General features: G+C 30.7%; 22 protein-coding genes and 1 rRNA gene. 19 read left to right on the forward strand and 4 right to left on the reverse strand.

Going from position 1 to position 24436, the window contains the following annotated elements:
- Positions 1-22: 22 nt before the first annotated feature.
- Positions 23-139 (forward strand): 5S ribosomal RNA (rrf, locus tag BQ5450_RS07420).
- A gap of 284 nt (positions 140-423) precedes the next feature.
- Here rrf and BQ5450_RS07425 read toward each other — a convergent pair.
- The gene (locus tag BQ5450_RS07425; RefSeq protein WP_071126467.1) at positions 424-1347 is read right to left on the reverse strand and encodes a LysR family transcriptional regulator; all 924 of its coding nucleotides are present in this window, start codon (positions 1345-1347) and stop codon (positions 424-426) included.
- Positions 1348-1480: 133 nt separating this feature from the next.
- Here BQ5450_RS07425 and BQ5450_RS07430 point away from each other — a divergent pair, with 133 nt between their 5' ends.
- From BQ5450_RS07430 to BQ5450_RS07445, 4 genes are all read left to right on the forward strand, one after another.
- Complete coding sequence (locus BQ5450_RS07430) at positions 1481-2152, forward strand: CoA transferase subunit A (RefSeq protein WP_010246149.1); 672 nt, start codon at positions 1481-1483, stop codon at positions 2150-2152.
- Positions 2152-2826 carry a succinyl-CoA--3-ketoacid-CoA transferase gene (locus BQ5450_RS07435; RefSeq protein ID WP_010246146.1) on the forward strand — a complete coding sequence of 225 codons (675 nt, stop codon included), beginning with the start codon at positions 2152-2154 and terminating at the stop codon, positions 2824-2826. The genes BQ5450_RS07430 and BQ5450_RS07435 overlap by 1 nt, the downstream gene beginning before the upstream one ends.
- 152 nt (positions 2827-2978) lie before the next feature.
- A complete protein-coding gene (locus BQ5450_RS07440; RefSeq protein WP_234347019.1) occupies positions 2979-4082 on the forward strand; it encodes a thiolase family protein in 1104 nt (367 codons plus the stop codon).
- Positions 4083-4090: 8 nt separating this feature from the next.
- A complete protein-coding gene (locus BQ5450_RS07445) occupies positions 4091-5557 on the forward strand; it encodes an SLC13 family permease (RefSeq protein WP_071126468.1) in 1467 nt (488 codons plus the stop codon).
- A 73-nt stretch (positions 5558-5630) separates the two neighbouring features.
- Here BQ5450_RS07445 and nrdG read toward each other — a convergent pair whose 3' ends face one another.
- Positions 5631-6125 (reverse strand): anaerobic ribonucleoside-triphosphate reductase activating protein, encoded by a 495-nt coding sequence (gene nrdG, locus BQ5450_RS07450; RefSeq protein ID WP_010246136.1) that lies wholly within the window; start codon positions 6123-6125, stop codon positions 5631-5633.
- Entirely contained in the window at positions 6125-8248 is a 2124-nt protein-coding gene (gene nrdD / locus BQ5450_RS07455; RefSeq protein ID WP_071126469.1) for an anaerobic ribonucleoside-triphosphate reductase, read from the reverse strand. Before nrdD ends, nrdG begins: the two co-directional genes overlap by 1 nt.
- 196 nt (positions 8249-8444) lie before the next feature.
- Here nrdD and BQ5450_RS07460 point away from each other — a divergent pair, with 196 nt between their 5' ends.
- Positions 8445-9254: a thioredoxin domain-containing protein gene (locus tag BQ5450_RS07460; protein WP_083379754.1), complete on the forward strand. Its 810-nt coding sequence runs from the start codon at positions 8445-8447 to the stop codon at positions 9252-9254.
- Positions 9255-9529: 275 nt separating this feature from the next.
- Here the strand turns inward: BQ5450_RS07460 and BQ5450_RS07465 are convergent, their stop codons facing one another.
- Positions 9530-10369, reverse strand: a complete 840-nt coding sequence (locus tag BQ5450_RS07465; RefSeq protein WP_010246129.1) for a gamma-glutamyl-gamma-aminobutyrate hydrolase family protein — start codon at positions 10367-10369, stop codon at positions 9530-9532.
- 332 nt (positions 10370-10701) lie between these two features.
- Here BQ5450_RS07465 and BQ5450_RS07470 point away from each other — a divergent pair, with 332 nt between their 5' ends.
- The 13 genes from BQ5450_RS07470 to BQ5450_RS07530 all read left to right on the forward strand — a co-directional run bounded on the left by BQ5450_RS07470 (position 10702) and on the right by BQ5450_RS07530 (position 24419).
- A complete protein-coding gene (locus BQ5450_RS07470; RefSeq protein ID WP_010246126.1) occupies positions 10702-11622 on the forward strand; it encodes a DnaJ C-terminal domain-containing protein in 921 nt (306 codons plus the stop codon).
- Positions 11623-11631: 9 nt separating this feature from the next.
- Positions 11632-14214 carry an ATP-dependent chaperone ClpB gene (clpB, locus tag BQ5450_RS07475; protein ID WP_071126471.1) on the forward strand — a complete coding sequence of 861 codons (2583 nt, stop codon included), beginning with the start codon at positions 11632-11634 and terminating at the stop codon, positions 14212-14214.
- 181 nt (positions 14215-14395) lie between these two features.
- The gene (locus BQ5450_RS07480) at positions 14396-16168 is read left to right on the forward strand and encodes an S-layer homology domain-containing protein (RefSeq protein ID WP_071126472.1); all 1773 of its coding nucleotides are present in this window, start codon (positions 14396-14398) and stop codon (positions 16166-16168) included.
- 343 nt (positions 16169-16511) lie between these two features.
- Positions 16512-18467 carry a methionine--tRNA ligase gene (gene metG, locus BQ5450_RS07485; protein WP_071126473.1) on the forward strand — a complete coding sequence of 652 codons (1956 nt, stop codon included), beginning with the start codon at positions 16512-16514 and terminating at the stop codon, positions 18465-18467.
- Between the two features lie 8 nt (positions 18468-18475).
- Complete coding sequence (locus tag BQ5450_RS07490) at positions 18476-19240, forward strand: TatD family hydrolase (RefSeq protein WP_010246115.1); 765 nt, start codon at positions 18476-18478, stop codon at positions 19238-19240.
- Positions 19237-19788 (forward strand): ribonuclease M5, encoded by a 552-nt coding sequence (gene rnmV / locus BQ5450_RS07495; RefSeq protein WP_071126474.1) that lies wholly within the window; start codon positions 19237-19239, stop codon positions 19786-19788. The genes BQ5450_RS07490 and rnmV overlap by 4 nt, the downstream gene beginning before the upstream one ends.
- Entirely contained in the window at positions 19781-20632 is an 852-nt protein-coding gene (rsmA, locus tag BQ5450_RS07500; protein ID WP_071126475.1) for a 16S rRNA (adenine(1518)-N(6)/adenine(1519)-N(6))-dimethyltransferase RsmA, read from the forward strand. Before rnmV ends, rsmA begins: the two co-directional genes overlap by 8 nt.
- 7 nt (positions 20633-20639) lie before the next feature.
- Positions 20640-20990, forward strand: coding sequence for an ArsR/SmtB family transcription factor (locus tag BQ5450_RS07505; RefSeq protein WP_071126476.1), 351 nt, complete (start codon positions 20640-20642; stop codon positions 20988-20990).
- A 71-nt stretch (positions 20991-21061) separates the two neighbouring features.
- Positions 21062-21289: a glutaredoxin family protein gene (locus BQ5450_RS07510; RefSeq protein ID WP_010246102.1), complete on the forward strand. Its 228-nt coding sequence runs from the start codon at positions 21062-21064 to the stop codon at positions 21287-21289.
- Positions 21290-21341: 52 nt separating this feature from the next.
- On the forward strand, positions 21342-21908 hold the full coding sequence (locus BQ5450_RS07515) for a manganese efflux pump MntP (RefSeq protein ID WP_071126477.1): 567 nt from the start codon (positions 21342-21344) through the stop codon (positions 21906-21908).
- A 563-nt stretch (positions 21909-22471) separates the two neighbouring features.
- Complete coding sequence (locus BQ5450_RS07520; protein WP_010246093.1) at positions 22472-22789, forward strand: OadG family transporter subunit; 318 nt, start codon at positions 22472-22474, stop codon at positions 22787-22789.
- A 46-nt stretch (positions 22790-22835) separates the two neighbouring features.
- Positions 22836-23267, forward strand: a complete 432-nt coding sequence (locus BQ5450_RS07525; protein WP_071126478.1) for a biotin/lipoyl-containing protein — start codon at positions 22836-22838, stop codon at positions 23265-23267.
- A 15-nt stretch (positions 23268-23282) separates the two neighbouring features.
- A complete protein-coding gene (locus BQ5450_RS07530) occupies positions 23283-24419 on the forward strand; it encodes a sodium ion-translocating decarboxylase subunit beta (RefSeq protein WP_010246087.1) in 1137 nt (378 codons plus the stop codon).
- Positions 24420-24436: the final 17 nt, after the last annotated feature.

A 24436-nucleotide genomic window follows, 5' to 3' on the forward strand; every position in this document is an offset into this window, starting at 1 on the left:
GTAGATTAGTTTTTTAAGTTAATCTGGTGAGAATAGGACAATGGACACACCTGTACCCATACCGAACACAGAAGTTAAGCATTAGTCCGCTGATGGTACTTGGTTGGCAACGACCTGGGAGAGTAAGTTATCGCCAGTTAAAAGGTCTATTGATGCAAGGATATCTTTGTCAATAGACTTTTTATTTTAAATACTCCTTTTAAAATTAGTAAAATGTTTTGCTTTAATTATTCCACAATGAGTTATCTCATTACATATTAAAGAAAAGATAAAAAAGCCTTCCTTATTGGAGGGCTTTTTTATTGCAAATATTTATTTTTATAAATTAATAATGATAAACTAGGTGATATGTGGAAAGTTAAATTGAAAATAAATATTATAAAAAAAGGCATCTGTTAAATTTGAGTATAGCAGATGCCTTTTTTAAATTTTAAGGAGAAATAAGTTTATTATTTTTAGGGTATTATATAATTCTTCAAATACAATTTTACTTTTATTGTAATTTTTTTTATTAATTACTATGTCCATATGCCAAGGAATTGGAACTTTAAATTCAGCAATGTTTAAATAGTTATTGTATTTAATTGAGTTAATGTCATAAAAGATTTGAGGTAGTATTGCTAAGTAGTCTGTGTTAACAATTGTTTGTAAAACTGATTCAGGATTCATTAGGTGAATTTTTCTTTTGCATTCCACTTTATTATTATCAAGAATTCCATCTATTAAAGTCTTTGATTTACTTAGGGTCGAAGGATAAATTAGAGTTTTTTTATTTAAATCAGAGTATTTAATAGAGTTGTTTTCAAAATGATGATTATTTTTATCGTAGATTGCAACGTAAGAACTGTCTAATATAGTATGATTTATTGTTTCGTTGTTATTTTCGTTATAGCCAACGGTTATTATTATGTCTATTTGTTCATCTTCAAATTTCTTCATTAGATCCCAATAATTATATTCTACTATGTCTATTATTATATTTTTATTTTCTTTGCACTTATGTGATAGAGTATTTATTTTTTCATAAAGTATAGGCATAAAGACTGACAAAATTCCAATAGAAATGTAATTTGATTCTTTCTTTTTATAGTCGATAATATTTTTTTGAATTTGATTTTCAATGTTTATTATTTGTATTGAATTATCATAAATGATTTTTCCAATAGGAGTAAAGCCAGTTAATCTTCCTTTTTTTCTAGTGAATATTTCAATTCCTGTCATTAATTCTATATTTTTAATAGTTTTGCTAAGAGCTGGCTGAGTTATGTAAAGTTTTTCTGCTGCTTTGCTAATATTAAAATTATTATTAGCTATGCACACTATGTATTTCATTTGATTAATTTCCATGTAGCCCTCATTTATATATAAAAAAAAGTTATGGTTTTCATAATAATTATATCGTGGTATCAAGATAAACTAAATAGTATATTTAATTATACCATAAAGAATATGTTTTTAGATTAAAAAGGAGATTTTTCAAATGGATGAGAAAAAAATTATTTCAATGGATGATGCCCTTGATATGATTCATAGTGGATGCACTATTATGATTGGTGGATTCGCAGGGTCTGAAGCACCTAATGAAATCATTCAAGGAATTGTTAAAAGAAACACAAAAGAGTTAACTTTGATTTGTAATGATACAGGTGATTTAAATATTCCTGGCGAACATGTTGGGATTTTGACTCCTAATCATTGTATTAAAAAAGCAATCGTTTCCCATATAGGAATGAATAAATTTACAGTTGATCAATTTAATAAAGGAGAGATTGAAGTAGAGTTTGTACCTCAAGGAACTTTAGTTGAAAGGATTCGAGCAGGTGGTTATGGTCTTGGAGGAGTTTTAACACCAACAGGGATAGGGACTGATATAGCAAAGGGGAAGGAAATTATAAGTGTTGATGGTAAAGAGTATTTATTAGAAAAACCTCTTAGAGCAGATGTGTGTATAGTTAGGGCACGAAAAGCTGATAAGATGGGAAATGTTGTATTTTTTGGATCTGCTACTGCTCATTCAGCTATGATGATTACTGCTAGTGATATAACGATAGTACAAGCAGATGAAATAGTTGAGAATGGAGAAATAGCTCCAAATGATGTAACTATGCCAGGTATTTTTGTTGATTATATTGTTAAGGGGAGTATTGAATAATGGAACTTAATAAAAATGAAATGAAAGAAATTATTGCGAAAAATATTGCTGTGAGGTTAGAGCCTAATACTTATGTCAATTTAGGAGTAGGTGTACCTACTTTAGTTTCTAAGTTTGTTACAGATGAACAAAATATTAATATTCACTCAGAAAATGGAATGATAGGTGCCATTGGAGATATTGATTATGATGATCCTAATTATATTCCTGGTGTAATAAGTTCATCTGGATTTCCGACAAGATTTAAGAAAGGAGCTTCTTTTTTTGATTCATCTATTTCTTTTGGAATTATAAGAGGAGGACATTTAAGTGCTTCTGTTCTTGGAACTATGGAAGTTGATGAGCATGGTAACATTGCTAATTATACTATTCCAGGCAAATTAGTTGTTGGAATGGGCGGAGCTATGGATTTATGTGTAGGTGCTAAGAACGTGATAATTGCTACATATCACACAAATAATGGAAAACCTAAAATTTTAAAAAATTGTAAATTACCTCTTACTGCACAGAAAGCTGCGACTATGATAGTTACTGAAAAGGCAGTTTTTGATATTGTAAATGAAAAGTTAATTTTGTCAGCTTACAATCCTAACTTTAGTATTGATGAAATTATTAGTGGAGTTGAGCCAGATGTTGAAATTTCTGAAGATTTAGAAAAAATGATAATGGAATGAAAGGGGAAAATAAATGTTAAATTTTTTAAATGACGAAGTTGTTTTTGTAGGAGCAGCTAGAACTCCTGTAGGAGCTTATTTGGGCGATTTAAAGACTTAAGGTTCAGGAATTAGGAGTAATTGCTTTAAATGAAGCTATTAAGAGATCTGGAATTGATAAAAATGATATTGATGAAGTTATTGTAGGTCATGTTACTGGCTCTCAAACAACGAATAATTTGGGCAATATTATTGGAATAGATACTGGTTTAAAGCACGAAGCAACTGGAATGACAGTCAATAGAATTTGTGGTTCTGGAATGCAGTCTGCTGTTTCTGGTGCTCTTGAACTTTTAAGAGGAAATAAAAAAGTTATTGCAGTTGGTGGAGCAGAATCTTTATCTAGAGCACCTTATATGTTGCCAGAAGAAGCTAGATTTAAGGGATTTAGAATGGGGGATTCTATATTAATAGATGCAAATGATGAGGGACATAGAACAGCTTCGGGTGCAAATTCAGGTATAAACCACATGGGAAATACTGCTGAAAATGTTGTTAGAAAATATAATATTTCGAGAGAGGATCAAGATAAATTTGCATACGACAGTCAAATGAAAGCAAGAGAAGCTATAAATTCAGGTAGATTTGCAAAAGAAATAGTTCCTGTTGAAGTAAAATCAAGAAAAGGAAGTACAATTGTTGATACTGATGGACATCCAAAGAAGGACACAACTCTTGAAAAGTTAAGTACTTTAAAGCCCGTATTTGAAAAAGGAGGCACTGTTACGGCAGGTAATGCTTCTGGTCTTAATGATGGTGCGGCCTTTGAAATAATTACAACTCTTTCTTACGCAAAGGAAAAAAATTTGGAAGTTATGGCAAAATTAGTGGATTATGAAATAGCAGGCGTAGATCCAGCTTATATGGGAATGGGGCCAGTCCCTGCTATAAATAATCTGCTCAAAAGAAATGAACTTGATTTAAAAAAAGATATAGGAATGCTTGAAATAAATGAGGCTTTTGCTGGTCAAACTTTGGGCTGTTTAAAAGAACTTGATATTTATTTAGGAAGTAAGTATTATGAGGAAAACTTTAATATTCATGGTGGTGCAGTGGCACTAGGGCATCCTCTTGGAATGACGGGTGCAAGAATTATAACTACTGCTTTATATGAATTTAAAGAAAATCATAATTTGAAATATGCTGTTGTAAGTGCGTGCATTGGAGGCGGACAAGGCATAGCATTATTACTTGAAAATGGATATTATAAGAAATAGGTGATTCTATGAAAGGATTGCAACAAAAGTTCTATTGGAATAAGAAATATATTCTGAAAACTTTGTTATGTTTATTTGTAATATTTTTATTTTGGATATTACCTCCAATAGATCCAATTACATCTATGGGGACAAAAGTAATAGGAGTTTTTATTGGAACGGTACTTATGTTATCTATTGTCGACACTATATGGCCTGTATTTTTTAGTTTTTTACTTTTGACATTGACAGGTGTTATGAGCTTAAATGATGTTATAAAAGGTTCAATTGGAAATTGGATTTTTGCTTTTGTAGTGGCAAGTATGATACTGACAAATGCTCTAAATGAATCGGGTTTTACGGCTAGACTTACTACAAAAATGCTCACGATGAAAATTTCTAAGAAAAGTCCTTGGTCTTTTATGTTTGTGTATTTCTTTATTTGCTATTTGGTTGGAGCATTTATGGATCAAGTTCCAGCGACAGCTTTCTTTTTAGCTTTTACAAATGAGATAATAAAAAAGACTGGATATGAAAAAGATAGTAAATTTTCTAATACTTTGTCACTAGGTGCTATTTTCTCAGTTAATCTTGGTGGGGCAGCTACGCCAATTTCACATCCACTTGCAATTTTGGGAATTGGAATATTTGAACAGACAACTGGAATGGAGATAACTCTTATTGATTATATGGCATATGCAGTGCCTACGACGTTTATACTATTCTTAGTTCTTTTTATAATAATAAGATATTTTATAAAACCTGATGTTTCAAAAGTTAGTAATCTTGACATGAATAAATTTTCAGAAGATTTAAAACCTATGGAACTTAGAGAAAAGTCAATAGCGACAATATTTTTTGCTACTGTAATATTATGGATTCTTCCAGGAGTTTTACAAATATTTTTACCTAAAGATAATAGCGTAATTTTAATGTTCAAGAATCTTACCATTACTTTTTGGGCTTTCTTAGCAGTTATTTTACTTGCCTTTGTCAGGATAAATGATACGCCATTAATTGACTTAAAAGAAACAATGAATATGAAAATTCCTTGGGCGACAATATTTTTTATTTCTATTGGTGTTTTATTGGGCAGTGCAGTTTCAGCAGAAGGTGTAGGATTAAATGATTTTGTTATTTTAAATTTAAGACCAATTATTGAAAAATCATCAATTACATTAGTTGTGTTTTTATTTGCACTGGGAACTTGTGCACTTACAAATTTCTCTTCAAATGTATCAACAATTACAATAATGACAGGAGTTGCAGCAAGTGTTTCTATGGTTTCTTACAATATTAGTCCTATTGCACTTTGTGTTACAACGACAATGTGTGGCTCACTAGCATATGTACTGCCATCATCATTTGCTCCAATAGCAATGCTTCATGCCGATGAAAATTCTGATTCTAAATTAATTATAAAAATAGGTATAATTATGGTTATTTTGTCAGGGCTAGCAGCTACGTTTATTGGATATAATATTTTAGCGTCTTAATAAATAAAATATATTAAAAGTTCATGGTAATTATACTTAACAAAAAAGAGCTACTTAAAACGAGAGTAGCTCTTTAAAAATTTAATTCAATTACTTTATTTTCATCTAGAGATCTTTTTACATCTATTATCCTTTGATTTGAAGAACCACGAAATCTAAGTGTCAAGTCTTTTAAGTTTTCAACAAATCTCCCATCAACTAATACGTCGCATTCTTCTAAAAGATTTTTTTTGTTCTCATCTTTTATTATTTCTTCAAAGGTATAACCAGAGAAAATCCAAATATCTTTTTGAACTTCTTTCTTTATGTCCTTTATAGTCATTAAAAGATCTACTTCATTTTGAAAGGGTTCGCCACCTAAAACTGTCAGACCTTTTACTTCAGGAAGTTCTAGATATTCTATTACTTCTTTTGTTTCTTTATCTGTCCAAGTTTTTCCAAAATTGAAGTCTTGATATTCTTTGTTAAAACAGTTGTAGCAATTGTGAGTGCATCCCGTTACAAAAATTGTGCTTCTTATACCAGGGCCATTTGCCACATCGTATTTTCTTATTTGTGCATAATTCATTATATGTGAAGAACCCTTGCGTTAATTTCTTTTGTTCTGCCTTCATTCCAGAAGTTTTCTCCAAGATAGCCACAAGTTCTTCTTACAACTGATAAAGTTGATCTATCTTTGTTGTGACATTGTGGACATTCCCAATCGCCTTCTTCGTTCAATTTAATTTCACCGTCAAATCCACATTCAGAACAGTAATCTGATTTTGTGTTAAATTCTGCGTATTGAATGTTGTCATAGATAAATCTTACAATTGTTTCAAGTGCTTCTAGGTTGTGACCCATATTAGGTATTTCTACATAGGAAATGCAACCACCTGTTGATTTGTCTTGAAATTTTGATTCAAAAGTAAATTTTTCAAAGGCAGATATTTCTTCACGAACATCAACGTGGAAGGAGTTGATGTAGTAACCCTTATCTGTTACATTTTCTATTATTCCAAATCTTTTTTTGTCAATATTGCAAAATCTTTGAGTCAGTGATTCTGCTGGCGTTGCATAGAGAGTAAATTTAATTCCATATTCTTTTGTCCATTTCTTTACTGCATCGTTTAATGCGTCCATTATTCTCATGGCAAAGTCGTATCCCTTTTTAGTTGTGTGACTTACACCTTTAGTTAAAACAGTTGCTTCATATATTCCAATGTATCCTAGAGAAACTGTGGAGTAACCATTTAATAAAAGTGGTGCAATAGATTCATGTTTTCCAAGTCTTGCAATGGCACCATGTTGCCAGTGAATTGGAGATGAATCACTTGTAACTTTTTTTAGATGTTCGTATCGAAGTAGCCCCACTCTTTTTACCAAGTCTAGTCTTTTTTCTAAGATTTCAAAGAATTTTTCTTCGTCGCCTCCGGCAAGTATTCCTATTTGAGGTAAATTAATGGAGCACGCACCCATGTTAAATCTTCCTTCAAATTTGTAATTGCCCTTTTCGTCTTTATATGGAGGAAGAAAAGCACGACAACCCATTGGAGAAAATACATTGCCTTCGTAGTTTGCACGCATTTTTTTGGCAGAAATGTAATCAGGGTACATTCTCTTTGCAGTGCATCTGACGGCAAGGGACGTTAAATAGTAATATTTTGAATCTTTGTTAATGTTATTTTCGTCTAAAACATAAATTAATTTAGGGAAGGCTGGAGTCACATATACTCCTGCGTCATTCTTTATTCCTTGTATTCTTTGCTTTAAAATTTCTTCTATAATCATTGCAACTTCGTCAACGTATTGGTCATCATCTTCAAGCCACATAAATAACGTTACAAAAGGAGCTTGACCATTTGAAGTCATAAGTGTGTTTATTTGATATTGAATAGTTTGAATTCCACTTTCGAGATCTTTTTTTGTCATTCTATTTGCCATTTTTTCAGCAAGTTCAATGTCACCTAGAGTATCAAGAGCGAGGCTCAAATTTTTTTCATAGGATCTTCTAAGATATTTTCCAAGGCAAGAAATATTTATACTTTGTCCACCATATTGATTTGATGCGATTTGTGCAATAATTTGCGTCATTACATTACAAGCAACTTGGAAAGACTTTGGAGTTTCGATCATTTTTCCATTTACGACAGTGCCATTGTCGAGCATATCCTTCATGTTTACAAGGCAGCAATTAAAAATAGGTTGGATAAAATAATCCATGTCGTGAATGTGAATAGCACCAGATTCATGTGCTTCTACTAAGTCGGCAGGAATCATTTTTCTCTTTGCAATATCCTTTGAAACTTCACCTGCGATTAAATCTCTTTGAGTTGATGCTATGATTGCATTTTTATTTGAATTTTCGTCCATTAAGTCTTCATTAGTTTCATTTAAAAGACCTAATATATCTTCATCAGTAGTATTTTGTTCACGCTTATATTGTTGAACAGATTTATAAGATTCGTACGCTCTTGCAGTTGCTGGATTATTATTTTGAATCAAGCGATAGTAAACTTCGCTTTCTATGTCGTATATAGAAAGGGGAAGTTCTCTTTCTTTCGCAAGTTTTTCAATTTCACTTGCAATTTCAAGAGCCTGATTTTCTATGTATAATCCAGAACTAGAATGCATAGCCTTCTCAATTGCTATTACAATTTTATCTCTATCAAAATCAACTTTTTTTCCATTTCTTTTTATAACTTGTGACAATTTCACTCACCCTTTCTATATAAGATAATTATAAATAAATTATACAAGATATTTTGTACAATGTAAATACAAAAAATAGAAGAAAACACTATATATAGTAGTATATAAATTTTAAAAAGTGCTAGATTTGTTATAATTCTAATATTGAATAAGGTTTAATGTTATAATGAATTTATAAAATAAAAGAGGGGTAATTATGTTAAAAATATTTACAGATGTATTAGATCCTTTTTTGTGGGGACTTTTTCCAATTCTTAGAAAATTTGAAAGAAAATACAATAATTTTAATTATGAATTTGTAATGAGTGGGTTGATTGGAAATTATGAAGAGTTTCTTCCCAAAAATTTTAGGGAAAAAAATTCCGTAAAACTTGGAAATAAAATTTTATACGATATGTATAGAGCCACATCTACGATTACAAAAATGCCAGGTTTCAAAGAAAATCTAGATCTTTTTACAGAAGAATATAAATCTTCTTATCCCTTAGATAAGTATTTTTTATCTGTTAAAGAAATTGATGAGAATATTTCTAGGGACTATATAAGAAAAATTTTAGAAGAAGCAATTATTTTTAATAAGAATATTTATAAACTAAATGTTCAAAGAGAAATTTTAGAGAATTTTAATATTAATTTTGAAGAATTTATATTTAATTATGAAAATAGCCACGAAATTTTTCTAGAAAATAGGATGGAATCCTTTGATTACAGAATAAAAAAGTTGCCGGGATTTTTGGTTACAGAAAATAATAGAGTTTTGCAAAATATAATGGATTTTAGTAGAGTTGAAGAATTTTTATTAGAAAATCTAAATCTAGTAGAAAGAGAAGAAGAGTTAGATGAAAAAGAAAGAATAATTGATTATATAAAGTCCTATGACCTTGTTCTAAAAGATGAGGTAAAAATTGTTTTTGGAATAGATAATAAATTGGACAATCTGTTAGAAGAAGAGAAGATAGAAATTAAAAAAATAAATGGCTTTGAAATCATCTATAATAATTTTTGAAGAAAATCTCATTTAATTTTTTATAAGGATTTTTACCAAGTATCTTAGTAATTTAAAAATACAATTTAATAAAAGATAATGTATTGATAATAAAGGACAAAAAAATTGCCGAGATAACTCGGCGTGTAAAAGGAAATTAATTAAAAAGTGTATTAAATAATCTGTTATAAGTTTAGCATAATAAATTTATAAATACAAGGAAAAATTTAAAAATTATAAAAAAATTAAAAAAGGAGGAACTTTTTGTCCTCCCTATGTAAAACTAGAATATTTTATTATTTTTGTTGAGATAATTCTTCTGCCTTTGCGATAAAGGATTTATAAAGATTTAGAGCGTCTTCATTGTTATCGTCCATAATTAATTCTTCGGGATGAAATTGTAATCCCAAGAAATAGGATTTGTCAGTTCTAACTATTGCTTCAATAGTTCCATCGGAAGCTGTTGCTACAACTTTTAAATTATTCCCCAAATCTTTTATTGCTTGATGGTGCCAAGAGTTTACTTCGATAGTACCTGTTTTTCCAAAACCATCAGCTAAAATATTATCTGGCAAAACATCTATATCGTGTTTCACAAAAACTTTTCTTTCAGGATCTCTATGAATAATATCAGTAGGTCTTTGTGCTATTATATCTTGATATAAAGTACCACCTGATAAGATATTTGTAAATTGCATTCCTCTACAAGTTGCTATTGTAGGCTTATCTTCTTCCAATAAAGCTTTAAGTAGAAATTCATCAGATTTATCACGTCTAGGGTTTATATCTTCTAAAGTTGGAATTGGTTCTTCGTTGTAAAGTGCGGGATTTAAATCATCTCCTCCAGTTACTACGACTCCATCAACTTTTTTTATCTCTTCTTTTGCTTCGTCAAGAGATGTCATTTCTTTTAGAAATACAACTTTAGCTCCAGCTTTTCTTAAAGCATCAGCATACATTTGTGTATCTTCATCAACTTTGTCCTTAGAATTTTTATCAACTTTATCTGTTGACCAAGAAACGCCAATAGTTGGTGCATTTTTGTCTTCTTTATTAGAGCAAGCTGTAAACGTTAATATTGCAATTAATAAGAAGAGAATAGACATAATAATATTTTTTGTGTTAGTTTTTCTCATATTAAGCTCCTTTTTAAATATTATTTTCTAGTTCTACAAAGATAGTATATCGTTTTCAAAAAAATCTCGCAATAATTATGGTGAAAAATTATAAAATAATTAGCAGATAACTTGCAAGAGTGCTAAAAATATTGTATAATTTAATAGTCAAAGATAGTCAAATGATATTTTTAGAATTTAGAATTTTATTAAATATTTGAATTATTTATACTAAAAAACTAATTAAAATATATAATATAATTAGTTAATTTTATTTATAGAGATTAAATAATTTTTGATGGAAAAATAAAATATTTTAGAATTTTTGACAGTCCACGTGAGGAGGTTATTAGTTGAAATATAAAGATTATTATGAAATCCTTGGAGTTTCTAAAAACGCAGACGAAAAGGAAATAAAAAGTGCTTACAGAAAGCTTGCAAAGAAGTATCACCCAGATCTTCATCAAGGAGATGATGCTGCAGCAGAAAAATTTAAGGAAATTTCTGAAGCTTATGAAGTTTTATCTGATAAGAGTAAGAGAAAAAAATATGATACTTTTGGTTCTAATTATGATTTTAGTTCTGGATATGATTTTGACCCTTCTCAATATGGTTACACATACACTACGGGGGGAAGTGGAGCAGATTTCTCAGACTTTTTTGAAACTATTTTTGGTTCTAGTAGGTCAGGAGGAAATTTCTCCGGTGGTTTTAATATAAATGATATTTTTGGAGATTTATCTGGAAGAGGAAATGGAAGGACTGCAAACAAGACCAGAAATAAATTTGAGTCCGAGCTTTCTATTTCTATTAGAGAAGCCTATGAAGGAACTACAAAAAATGTAAATTTAACTTACAAACAAAAGGAATATGATATTGTTGTTAAAGTTCCAAAGGGAATAACTCGTGGGAAAAAAGTTAAGGTAAAGGGAGAAAAATTTGGACTTCCTGGAGATATTCTTTTTAAAATAAATATTCGCGATGAAAAGGATATGTCTTTAGATGGACTTGATATTACAAAAAAAGAAGACATTTATCCATGGGAAGCAGCCTTTGGAAGTAGCAAAACTGTTGAAACTTTAAATGGGAAGTTAAAATTAAAAATACCCGAAAATTTTGTTGGAGGAAATAAGATGAGAATTCCTTCAAAGGGATTTAAAGATTTAAAGGGAAATAAGGGAGATCTTTATATTTCTTTTAATATTGTAAATCCTAAAGATTTATCAGAAAAGCAATTAAAATTATATAAAGAACTTGAAAAAATTAGTAAATGAGGTGTTTAAATGAATTTTGAAAAATTTACTCAAAAGTCCCTTGAAGCTGTTCAAGGAGCATATAATATCGCTAAGGAATATGGCAATCCTGAGGTAAAAGAAATTCACATTAATTACGCACTTTTAGATGACAAAGAAGGACTTATACCAAGGGTCTTGACATATATGGAAAAAAATCCTGAGATGATTAAAGCGGATGTCTTAAAAATTATTGAAAGACTTCCAAAACAATCAGGTTCAGAAGTTTATGCAGATAATTCTTATAGAGAATTATTTACAAAGGCTGAAGATTTTATGAAGAAGATGGGAGATGAATATCTTTCTGTTGAACATATTTATCTTGCACTTTTAAATATGAAGGGAACTGGTTCCTCATCTATTTTTAACAAATATAAAATTGATGCAGATAGTTTTCTAAATTCTCTAAAAAAAATTAGAGGAAATCAACATGTAACAACTGACAATCCAGAAGGAACTTATGATGCTCTCAAAAAGTATGGTCAAGATTTAACTGAACTTGCAAGAGATGGAAAGTTAGATCCCGTTATTGGTCGTGACGAAGAAGTTAGAAATGTAATTAGAATTTTATCTAGAAGAACTAAAAACAATCCTGTTTTAATTGGGCCTCCTGGAGTTGGCAAAACTGCAATAGCAGGTGGACTTGCACAAAGAATTGTGTCTGAGGATGTGCCTGAAGGATTAAAAAATAAAACAGTATTTTCACTTGATATGGGGGCACTTATTGCAGGCGCAAAATATCGTGGAGAATTTGAAGAAAGATTAAAGGCTGTTTTAAATGAAGTGAAAAAATCTGAAGGAAATATTATTTTATTTATAGATGAAATTCACAACATTGTTGGTGCAGGAAAGACTGATGGGGCAATGGACGCATCAAATTTGTTAAAGCCAATGCTTGCTCGTGGAGAACTTCACGCAATTGGCGCAACAACTCTTGATGAATATAGAAAATATATTGAAAAAGATCCTGCTCTCGAAAGAAGATTTCAAAAGGTTTTGGTTAAAGAGCCGACAGTGGAAGATACAATTGCAATTCTTCGTGGTCTTAAAGATAAATACGAAATTTATCATGGGATAAGAATTGCAGACTCAGCTGTTATTGCTGCTGCAACTCTTTCTGATAGGTATATTACTGATAGATTTTTGCCAGATAAAGCCATTGATTTGATGGACGAATCCTGCGCAATGCTTAGGACAGAAATTGACTCAATGCCAACAGAAATTGACGAAGTTAGAAGAAAAATTTTGCAACTTGAAATAGAAAATCAAGCACTAAAAAAAGAAACTGATGAAGCGAGTGTAGAAAGACTAAAAAAATTGCAAGTTGAGCTTTCTGAAGAAAAAGATCTTTTTGACAGATTGAAATCTAAATGGGAATCTGAAAAAAAGGCCCTTGATTCCACAAAAGATATAAAAAAACAAATTGAAGAAACAAATCACTCAATTGAAGAGGCCGAAAGAAATTATGATCTTGAAAAACTTTCTGAATTAAAATACGGAACTCTTCCAAAATTAAAGGAAGAACTTGCTAAAAAAGAATCGGAAACAAAAGATGAATCTACATCAATGGTAAAGGAACAAGTTACAGAAGATGAAATTGCTTATGTTGTCAGCAGGTGGACGGGAATACCAGTTGAAAAATTAAATAAAACTGAAAGAGAAAAACTTTTAAATCTTGAAGATATTTTGCACAAGAGAGTAATAGGGCAAGATAATGCAATTGAAGTTGTATCTGATGCAGTTTTAAGAGCAAGAGCTGGACTAAAAGATAGAAATAAACCAATTGGATCTTTTATATTCTTGGGGCCAACAGGAGTTGGTAAAACTGAAACAGCAAAGGCACTTACAGAAACGCTTTTCGATGATGAAAGGAATTTAATAAGGATTGATATGTCAGAGTATATGGAAAAGCATTCTGTGTCAAGACTTGTGGGATCTCCTCCGGGATATGTTGGTTACGATGAAGGAGGACAACTTACAGAAGCAGTTAGAAGGAAGCCTTATTCTGTAATTTTGTTTGACGAAATCGAAAAGGCTCATCCAGATGTTTTTAATATTTTACTTCAAGTGCTAGATGATGGAAGACTTACTGATAATCAAGGAAGGACTGTTGATTTTAAAAATACAGTTATAATTATGACTTCAAATATTGGATCACACTTCTTAATTGATGGAATCGGAGAAGATGGTCAAATAACAGAAGATGCAAGAGAATCTGTAATGGGAGATCTTAGGGCGTCTTTTAGACCAGAATTTTTAAATAGAGTTGATGAAATAGTTTTATTCAAACCACTTCAAAGAGAAGAAATTTACGACATTATAAAACAAAGTATAAGAGAAGTTGAAAATAAATTAGAGGACAGAGATATAAAAATTGAAGTCACAGATTCTGCTCTTGAATTTATTTTAAATGCATCCTTTAGCCCTCAATATGGAGCAAGGCCAGTTAAGAGATATATTGAGCACGCTCTTGAAACAAAAATTTCAAAATTAATAATTAAGGGTGATGTTATGGATGGAGATACTATTTTAGTAGATGTGTATGCGGATGATTTATCTATAAAAGTAAAATAATTTTATTTTGGAACTTGCTAAATTTATTTTAGTGAGTTCTTTTTGTTTCTATATTGTTACAAAATATTAAAAAAATGTTAAAAAGAAAAAAGTTATTCTAGTTATCACTTTATTATCACAAAAGGGCTTTAAACTCAATCATAGTATAAATTAATAATTAATTTTATTAGGGGGAATTTAAATGAAACCATATAGTAAGAAATATTTAGCACTTGCACTTGCAGGTGTGCTTGTGACGTCAATGCCAGCTTCTATTTTTGCATCAAGTGGAGATTTATTAAAAGAGGCACAAAATGAAAAGTACTATAATTCAAAAAATGATAAAGACGATGATGACGAAAAAACTACTGAAGCCGATAGAAATAGAAGTAGAGTAAGAGATACAAGAAAAACTCTTGAAAAAGGTAAGAGATATGACATTGAAGATATAATAGACCTTCCTAGTGGAGCTAGAGTAGTTGAAGGAGAAACATCATTTAAATACAATGAAACTGGAAAACAAACAGAATATGTTACAGTAAAATTTAAAGATGGTTCTAAAAAAGAAATAAAACTCACTTTTGATGTAGAAAAGAAAAGTGGTCGTTACGATGATGTTGACATCTCAAATGTAAAATACAATGGAAGAGAAATCACAGGTAAGACAGAACCTTATGCAGATATTTATATCGAAAGAAGTAGAAAAGATGACAGACATATTGGTGAAGCAGATAGAAATGGACGTTTTTCAATAAAATATGATATTTCAAAAGATGAGATTGTTTATGTTTATGCAGAAAAAGATGGAGATAAATCTAAAAGAGTAAAAATTGCTGGAGAAGAAGACGATTATATTAAAGGATCTGAAGTTGAAGCAAATGGCCTTAGTATAATGGGAAAAACTTTGACAGGATTTATTCGAAACCATCCTTATGAAAATATAAAAGTTTATTATGATGGAGAACTTTATGGAACTTTTAGAACTGATAAAAATTCATATTTTTCAGTTAAATTGAGAGATGATATTTCAAAAAGTGATTTTGACGATTTAAAATTCTACAAAGATAAAAAGACAGCAGAAAATGATAAATTGACTATTACTGAAGCTAAAGAAGGACAAAAACTTGTAAAAGGTAAAGCAAATGCAAAAGATACAATTACTGTTTATGATGCAAGTAATAGAAAATTAGGTAGCATTGAAGTAAATAACTCTGGAGTATTTACAGTATTCTTAGATAGAGAATTAATTGCAGGAGAAACTATAAAAGTTGAAGCAAAGACAGATGATGACGATGTAGAAAAACTTGACTACAAAGTTACAAAAAAAGCTATTCAAGATGAAAGAGTAATTTCATATATCGAAGGCTACCCAGATGAAACATTTAAACCACAAAATAATGTAACTAGAGCAGAAGCGGCTCAAATGTTTGCTACACTTATAAATGGTGGAAGCGGATTTGGATTTGGGGACAAGACAAAATTCTCTGATGCAAATGATGAATGGTATTCCGCTGCAGTAAATTATGTTGTTGAAAAGAAACTTATAAGTGGCTATCCTAATGGAACATTTAAGCCAAATGAAAGCATTACAAGAGCAGAGTTTGCACAAATGATTTCTGGATATATTAAAACAGAAAAGACAAATAAATCTGATTTTAATGACGTAAAAGATCACTGGGCAAAGGATGCAATTGACAAATTAAATGGAAACAAAAATGTTAGTGGTTACCCAGACGGAACATTTAAACCAAATGAAAAAATCACAAGAGCAGAAGCTGTTACAATTTTGAACTCTGTATTTGACAGAAATACAAATAAGGATTCACTTAAAGATATTAATGTTTCATCTTTGACAAAATTTAGCGATGTAAAAGAAGATTTTTGGGCTTATTACAATATCCTTGACGCATCAAATGCGCACAATAGAGAAAGAGCAAATTCAAATTCTGAAGTTGATGTTTGGGTAGAAAAATAAATAAAAGATTTTTGACAAAAATTTAAAAATATAAATAAAAAGTGCAAGTAGAAAAATTTCTGCCTGCACTTTTTTTAATAAAATGTTAAAAGAGAATAAGAAAACAGCTATAAAAAACAATTAATACAATACTATGATATTTTATTTAGATAATTAAATGTATAATGGATATGTCAAAAATCAATTGATTATTGCAAAAGGCGTTACAGACATTTCATGAAATTGATTTTATAGAGTAATTCAGTTATAATTATTTTAATAAATAATAGTAGAAACTTATCAGAATATTGACAGATTCTGCCAAGGCCTTATCCAAATGGATTAGGTTTTTTATGGAGGTTTTATGAATAAGAAGTTTTATATTACGACGCCAATATATTATCCAAGTGATAATCTTCATATTGGTCATACTTACTGCACTGTTGCAGTAGATTGCGTAAAAAGATTTAAAAAAATGCAAGGATATGATGTGTTTTTCACAACAGGAACTGATGAACACGGTCAAAAAATAGAAGAAAAAGCAAAAGAATTTGGTATGGAGCCAAAAGAATATGTTGATGGCATAGTTAAGAATATAAAAAAACTTTGGAAAATTATGGACATAGACTATGATGCTTTTATCAGATCAACTGATGAGGATCACGAAAAAAATGTTGCAGATATTTTTCAAAAACTATACGATAAAGGTGACATTTATAAAGGAGAGTATGAGGGTTATTATTGTACTCCTTGTGAATCTTTTTGGACAGAAGCACAACTAGGAGAGGGACACACTTGTCCTGATTGTGGAAGAAAAACAGAAATTACTCACGAAGAATCTTATTTCTTTAGATTATCAAAGTACAAAGATAGACTTTTAAAATATTACGAAGATCATCCAGAGTTTATTGAACCTGCCTTTAGAAAAAATGAAATGATAAAAAGCTTTTTTGAAGATAAAGATGGATTAAGTGACCTTTCTGTTTCTAGATCAAGTTTTGATTGGGGAGTAAAAGTTCCCTTTGATGAAAAACATGTTATATATGTTTGGATAGATGCATTATCCTGTTACTTAACTGCAATTGGATATGGAAAGGACGAAGAACATTTTAATGAATTTTGGCCAGCAAATGTTCACTTCGTAGGAAAAGAAATTATTAGATTTCATGTAATTATTTGGCCTGCAATTCTGATGGCACTAGATCTTCCTCTTCCTGATAAAATTTTTGGACATGGTTGGATTTTATTTGATAATGACAAGATGAGTAAATCAAAGGGAAATGTAGTTTATCCAGAGCCAATTATAAAACTTTATGGAGTAGATGCTTTAAAATATTTTCTACTTCGTGAATTTTCTTTTGGTTCAGATGGTTCTTTTAATATAGAAAAATTCATGCAGAGATTAAATTCTGACCTTGCAAATGACCTTGGGAATTTACTTTCAAGAACAGTTTCCATGATTGGAAAATACAATGATGGAATAATTGAAGATAAAGGTGTCAGAGAAGAAGTAGATGATGATTTAGAAAATCTTGCAGTTTCTTTAATAGATGAAGTTGAATCTGCTATGGAACATTACGAATTTTCTGTAGCTCTTGAATCAATTTGGAGATTGATAAGAAGGACAAATAAATATGTTGATGAAACTGAACCTTGGAAGCTTGCTAAAGAAGAAGATAAAAAGGATAGACTTAATACGGTTTTATATAATTTGAGCGAAAGTCTTAGAATTGTATCTGTTTTAATCCATCCTTTTATCAAAGATACTTCACTTAAAATAAGAGAACAACTTGGCATAAATTCAGAAATAAACTTAGATGATGCAAGAGTTTTTGGTCTTATAGAAGATGGAACTAAGGTAAACAAAGGCGAAGTTATTTTCCCAAGACTTGACATAGAAAAGGAAATTGAAAAGTTTAATGAAGAAAATACTGCTCTTATAAAATCTAGAACAAATATAAATGCCAAAAAAGATACAGAAGAAGACATAAAAAAAGAAGTAGACATTGAAGATTTTGCAAAACTTGATATTAGAGTTGCAGAAATAATTGACGTAGAGGATCATCCAAATGCAGATAAACTTTATGTTTTAAAATTAAAAGTTGGCGATATAAATAGACAAATTGTATCTGGAATAAAAGAGTATTACAATAAAGATGAATTAATTGGAAGAAGAGTTTTAATTATTGTAAATTTAAAACCAATTAATTTAAGAGGAGTTGAATCCAATGGAATGCTCCTTGCTGCCATAGATGATAAAGGAGATATATCCCTTGCATCAACTTTATCTGATATTAATTCAGGTGCAAAAATTAGTTAGGAGATAATATGATAGATTCTCATGTACATCTCGATGACGAAGCTTTTGATGAAGATAGAGATGAACTTATAAAAAATTTAAATGAAAATGGAATAGAAATTGTAGTAAATAATTCTTCAGATCTTAGTTCTTCAGAAAATTCTGTAAAACTTGCCAATAAGTATGAAAATATTTATGCTTCTATTGGAGTGCATCCTCATGAAGCGGAAAGCTATAATGACGATGTGGAAAAAAAACTTATTGAACTTTCAAAAAATAAAAAAGTTGTGGCAATAGGAGAGATTGGTCTAGATTATTACTACGATAATTCTCCCAGAGATATTCAAAGAGAAGTTTTTAAAAAACAAATTGCTCTTGCAGCGAAACTCAAAAAAAATATTGTGATTCACTCTCGTGATGCTTCAGAAGAAACTTTCGAGATTTTAAAAGAAGCTCATGAAAAATATGAATTCGTAGCACTTATCCATTGCTTTTCCCAATCTGTGGAGATGATGGAGAAGTATTTAAAGATGGGCGATTATATTGCCCTTGGAGGGGCTGTTACTTTTAAAAATTCAAAAACTCCAAAAGAAGTGGCAAAAAAGGTGGACCTTGAAAGACTTCTTTTAGAAACTGACTGTCCTTATATGACGCCAGTTCCATATAGGGGCAAGAGAAATGAACCTAAATATGTGAAATTCACTTGCAACTATATAGCAGACCTAAGACAGATAGAAAGTTCTGAGTTAGAAAAAATTACGGCGGCGAATACTAAGAGGTTCTTTGGGATATGAAAAAAGTAATTAAAGAGGTTATTGTAGCAGAGGGTCGTGATGATGAAATTCAAATAAAAAAAGCTGTTGATGCAGAGGTCATCACGACTCATGGATTTGGTTTTGGGAACAAATTAATTAATTTGTTAAAGGAGATTAATGAAAAAAGAGGAATAATAATTTTCACAGATTCTGACTATATGGGTTCACAAATAAGAAAGAGAATTGCAAAAGAAATCCCAAGTGCAAAACACGCTTATCTCTCCCAAAGTGTGTCGACAAAAAATGGAGATATTGGTGTAGAGAATGCAAGCCCAGAAGAAATTTTAAAAGCATTGGAATCGGCAAGAGCTACAAGTACTAATATGAACCAAGAATACACAATGAAAGATTTAATAGAAAATAATTTAATTAATTCTCCTGAATCAAAATATAGGAGAGAAAAACTTTCAGATATTTTAAAAATAGGATATGGAAATGGTAAAAAAACTCTTCACAAATTAAACTCCTTTGGGATTACTAGGGAGGAATTTGAAAAAGCCATGAAGGAAGTGAATTCTAATAGATAGATTATATAAACCAAAAAAGCTTTCAGAAGTTTTATCTAAATATGGATTTAGATTTACAAAGTCATTGGGACAAAATTTTTTAATAGATGGGAACATAGTTAGGAAAATTGCAGATGCTGCCGAAATAGATGAAGAGGACAATGTCATAGAGATTGGGCCAGGAGTGGGGACTCTAACAGAAGAACTTGCTCTTCGTGCCAAAAAAGTTGTGGCAATTGAAATTGATGAAAAATTAAGGGAACTGCATAAAGAAACTTTAGCACTAGAAAACGTAAAAGTTATTTATGGGGATTTTCTAGATATAGATTTAAAAGTACTTACTGAAAAAGAATTTGGGGATGAAAGCTTTAAAGTTGTAGCTAACCTCCCTTATTATGTCACTACACCTATTATTGAAAAGCTAGTTTTATCTAATACAAACTTAATTTCAATAACAGTTATGGTTCAAAAAGAAGTTGCAAAAAGACTTTCAGCAGGGCCTGGTGGTAAAGATTATGGATCTTTATCTGTTTTTATAAATTATTACACAGATTGCAAATATAGATTTCAAGTTCCAAGATCTGTATTTATGCCAAAGCCCAATGTAGATTCGGCAGTTTTAAGTTTAAAAATGAAATATAGAGAAGAAGTTGATACGGATTTTTTATTTAAAGTAGTTCGTGCAGCTTTTACAACAAGGAGAAAGACAATTTTAAATTCTCTTTCCAATTCAAAATTAAATTACACAAAAGACGAAATAAAAAAAGCACTTGAACTAAGCGGCGTAGATGAGAGAAGAAGGGCAGAAACGCTTGATCTCAGGGAATTTATTGTCTTGAGTGTAAATTTTAAAAGCGTGGGGTAAATAAAAAATGAAGGAAAAATATATAGACGAAGTTTCGAAGGATGTTGAAGAAGACATATTAAGTTTTAACGAAAAAGAAAAGTTAATAGATTTGATTTCACAAATATTTAAAGCATTATCAGATCCAACTAGGATAAAAATAATCTATGCGTTGATGAAGGGACCACTTTGCGTTTCCGACATTTCAGTTTTGCTTGATATGAGTCAATCTTCAATATCGCATCAACTTGCATTACTTAGAAGCCAAAGCTTAATAAAGGTCAAGAGAAGGGGAAGACGTGCATATTATTCTCTTGACGATGAACATGTTCTTTCCATATTTAAAGATGGATTGGAACATGCAGAACATAAAATATAATAAAAATATTAAATTATTTGATTTAAATTCAAATATTAGAGTATAATAAGTTAATATAAGGAGGAATAAGAATGAGTAAAGTAACAGTTTATACAAGCAACACTTGCCCATATTGCACAATGGCAAAGGATTATTTAAAGGAAAAAGAAGTAGACTTTGAAGAAAAAAATGTGCAAACAGACAAAGAAGCTAGAAACGAACTTATGGCAATGGGTTACACAGGAGTTCCAGTAATCTGTGTAGATGACGAACAAATTGTTGGCTTTGATAAAAATAGATTAGATGAATTATTAAAATAATTTAAATTTTAGAATAGATGCCTTGAGCATCTATTTTTTTGGAAGTGAAGATGTGGATTTGGTATCAGTAATTTTAATTGGAGTTGGATTGTCCATGGATGCCTTTGCAGCTGCTATTTGCAAAGGTCTTTCAATTAAAAAAAATTTTTTGGAAAAATCTTTTATAATAGCGCTATTTTTTGGAATATTTCAAGGATTAATGCCTTATATTGGTTATCTTTTGGGTTCTCTATTTGCAGAAAAGTTGCAAGCAATAGATCATTGGATAGCTTTTGTTCTCTTATTTATAATAGGATCTAATATGATAAGAGAATCAAAAGACAAAACTTGTGAAATAGAAGATGATAAATTAGATATAAAAAACTTATTAATGCTTTCTATTGCAACATCAATTGATGCCCTTGCTGTTGGAATTTCATTTGCTTTTTTAAATATAAATATTGGAACAGCAGTTTTTATAATAGGAATTACAACTTTTTTAATTTCATTTATTGGAGTAAGAGTAGGTAGAGTTTTTGGCGTTGCCTTAAAGGATAAAGCAGAAATAGTTGGTGGATTAATTTTAATTTTTCTTGGGACAAAAATATTAGTTGAGCATCTCGGTCTTTTAGCTATTTAAAAAATTATATAAAATTTAGAACTCTCCAGATTATATATAATCTTTTGCTGTTTGTATAGTAAAGAGCTTATATATAATTTGGAGAGTCTTTTCTAAAAGTTACTAAAATAAAATTGGAAAAATTTTAAAATCTAAATTATTATTACAAGTGAACTCATTCATTATATATAAGGATAAAAGCGCAAATCGAGTCGAAAAACATATTCCAAAAATATAAATTTAGAAAAAATTAATTTTAAGAATATGAAAAAATTTTACTTTCATTTAGTCAAAGATTTTGCCTCAAAAATATATTTTTTTTGAAAAATTAATAATAATACTATCTTCTTTTAACAAATGTAATTTTTAGTTAAGAATTTTCACTATTTGTATTTTTATACAAATAAAACAAAAAGGCTTTCCTTTATTTTACTGTAATTTTCATGTATAATTAATTTGCAAAAGATTTAGATTAATTAATCATACATATAGATTTTAATTGAATTAATTTTAGGTCTTTGTTATAATGTTCTTAAAAGTTGGAATGGATTCCGCAATATGAAACCACATTGGGAGGTGTGATAATGCTAGGAGATGTAAATCTTACCATGGGAGAAGCCTTAGGGGTAGCCTTGACTGGTTTTTGTGTAGTTTTCTTAGCTTTGATAGCTTTACTAATTGCAATAATTTTAATTAGTAAAATAGTTAATGCTATTGAAGGGAAATCCGCATCAGGAAAGTCTAACGATAAAAAGGCACCTGCACCAGTAGCAAAAAAAGCTGCTCCAGTTGATAATTCTATGGATCCCGCACTTTTAGCGGCGATAGTTGGAGCAATCAGCATGCAAGAAAAATCAAGAGTTGAAAGTTTTAGAATTGTTTCTATAACTGAAAAGAAGTAAAATTAAAATTTGAAATTATTCTATTATTTATACAAAGGAGAAATTAATGAAATATCAAGTTAAAGTAGATGGAAAAGTTTTTGAAGTAGAAGTTGAAAAAGTTGGTGGAGGATATCAATCACTTACACCAGCATCATTAACAGCAGCACCTGCAGCACCAGCAGCGCCAGTTCCTCAAGCAGCAGCACCTGCACCAGCACCAGCGGCTCCTGCAGAACCAGCACCAGCACCTGTAGCTCCAGCAGCAGCACCAGCCGCATCAGGTGGAAGTGGAGATGTAGTTGCACCAATGCCAGGAACTGTTTTAAAAGTTAATGTCAATAGTGGAGATACAGTAGCATCAGGGGATGTAATTCTTATTCTTGAAGCTATGAAGATGGAAAACGAAATCGTAGCTCCATGTGCAGGTAAAGTTACACTTAATGTAAAAGCGGGAGAAACAGTAGATACTGACGCATTACTTGCAAGTGTAGAATAATTAGGAGGTCGAAACATGTTAAAAGAAACATTACAGGGGATACTCGCCGAATCAGGGTTTGCAGCCTTGCAATGGCAAAATGTCGTAATGTTTATCGTATCCTTTATTCTAATTTATTTAGCAATAAAGAAAGAATACGAACCACTATTACTTCTTCCTATTGCATTTGGTATGCTTCTTAGAAATCTACCATTAACAGGCTTAATGGACGTGGCAGATCCTTGGCAAAGTTCAGGTGTTCTTGCCATTATGTATAATGGGGTTAAGTCAAACTTATTTCCATGTTTAATTTTTATGGGCGTTGGTACAATGACTGACTTTGGACCACTTATTGCAAATCCAATTTCATTGATACTTGGATCAGCAGCTCAATTTGGTATATATGTTGCATTTTTAGTTGCGATAAAATTGGGCTTCACAGGATCAGAAGCTGCATCAATTGGTATTATTGGTGGGGCGGATGGGCCAACAGCTATATTTACAACATCACAACTTGCACCACATTTACTAGCACCAATAGCAGTAGCAGCTTATTCATATATGGCACTTATTCCAATGATTCAACCGCCAATTATGAAGGCGCTTACTACTGAAAAAGAAAGAACTACAGTTATGAGTTCTTTGAGAAAAGTATCTAAATTAGAAAAAGTTATTTTCCCAATTGTTGTAGTAACTTTTACATCACTACTTCTTCCAGATGTAGCACCACTTCTTGGTATGCTAATGCTTGGAAATTTATTTAAAGAATCAGGAGTAGTTAATAGATTGTCAGACACTGCACAAAATGCGTTAATGAATATTGTAACAATTATGCTAGGAACAACAGTAGGAGCCACAGCTGATGGAACAACTTTTCTACAATTATCAACACTTAAGATTATTGCTCTTGGTTTAATTGCATTTTGTTTCGCAACAGCAGCAGGTGTACTTTTTGGAAAAATTTTATACGCAGCAACAGGTGGAAAGATAAATCCACTTATTGGTTCAGCTGGTGTTTCAGCAGTACCAATGGCAGCACGTGTATCACAAGTTGAAGGTAGAAAATATAACTCTACTAACTTCTTACTAATGCACGCAATGGGCCCTAATGTTGCGGGAGTTATTGGATCAGCCGTAGCAGCAGGTGTATTCTTAATACTATTTGGTCATTAATATATTCAGCTCCATTG

The organism is Peptoniphilus lacydonensis, assembly GCF_900106515.1.
Lineage (GTDB): Bacteria > Bacillota > Clostridia > Tissierellales > Peptoniphilaceae > Peptoniphilus_A > Peptoniphilus_A lacydonensis.

What these genes read in the sequence shown, in the direction of transcription:
- BQ5450_RS07425 (WP_071126467.1), bottom strand. Translation starts at nt 1,347, where the DNA reads ATGGAAATTAATCAAATGAAATACATAGTGTGCATAGCTAATAATAAT.
- BQ5450_RS07430 (WP_010246149.1), top strand. Translation starts at nt 1,481, where the DNA reads ATGGATGAGAAAAAAATTATTTCAATGGATGATGCCCTTGATATGATT.
- BQ5450_RS07435 (WP_010246146.1), top strand. Translation starts at nt 2,152, where the DNA reads ATGGAACTTAATAAAAATGAAATGAAAGAAATTATTGCGAAAAATATT.
- BQ5450_RS07445 (WP_071126468.1), top strand. Translation starts at nt 4,091, where the DNA reads ATGAAAGGATTGCAACAAAAGTTCTATTGGAATAAGAAATATATTCTG.
- nrdG (WP_010246136.1), bottom strand. Translation starts at nt 6,125, where the DNA reads ATGAATTATGCACAAATAAGAAAATACGATGTGGCAAATGGCCCTGGT.
- BQ5450_RS07460 (WP_083379754.1), top strand. Translation starts at nt 8,445, where the DNA reads ATGTTAAAAATATTTACAGATGTATTAGATCCTTTTTTGTGGGGACTT.
- BQ5450_RS07465 (WP_010246129.1), bottom strand. Translation starts at nt 10,369, where the DNA reads ATGAGAAAAACTAACACAAAAAATATTATTATGTCTATTCTCTTCTTA.
- clpB (WP_071126471.1), top strand. Translation starts at nt 11,632, where the DNA reads ATGAATTTTGAAAAATTTACTCAAAAGTCCCTTGAAGCTGTTCAAGGA.
- BQ5450_RS07480 (WP_071126472.1), top strand. Translation starts at nt 14,396, where the DNA reads ATGAAACCATATAGTAAGAAATATTTAGCACTTGCACTTGCAGGTGTG.
- metG (WP_071126473.1), top strand. Translation starts at nt 16,512, where the DNA reads ATGAATAAGAAGTTTTATATTACGACGCCAATATATTATCCAAGTGAT.
- BQ5450_RS07490 (WP_010246115.1), top strand. Translation starts at nt 18,476, where the DNA reads ATGATAGATTCTCATGTACATCTCGATGACGAAGCTTTTGATGAAGAT.
- rnmV (WP_071126474.1), top strand. Translation starts at nt 19,237, where the DNA reads ATGAAAAAAGTAATTAAAGAGGTTATTGTAGCAGAGGGTCGTGATGAT.
- BQ5450_RS07505 (WP_071126476.1), top strand. Translation starts at nt 20,640, where the DNA reads ATGAAGGAAAAATATATAGACGAAGTTTCGAAGGATGTTGAAGAAGAC.
- BQ5450_RS07510 (WP_010246102.1), top strand. Translation starts at nt 21,062, where the DNA reads ATGAGTAAAGTAACAGTTTATACAAGCAACACTTGCCCATATTGCACA.
- BQ5450_RS07520 (WP_010246093.1), top strand. Translation starts at nt 22,472, where the DNA reads ATGCTAGGAGATGTAAATCTTACCATGGGAGAAGCCTTAGGGGTAGCC.
- BQ5450_RS07525 (WP_071126478.1), top strand. Translation starts at nt 22,836, where the DNA reads ATGAAATATCAAGTTAAAGTAGATGGAAAAGTTTTTGAAGTAGAAGTT.
- BQ5450_RS07530 (WP_010246087.1), top strand. Translation starts at nt 23,283, where the DNA reads ATGTTAAAAGAAACATTACAGGGGATACTCGCCGAATCAGGGTTTGCA.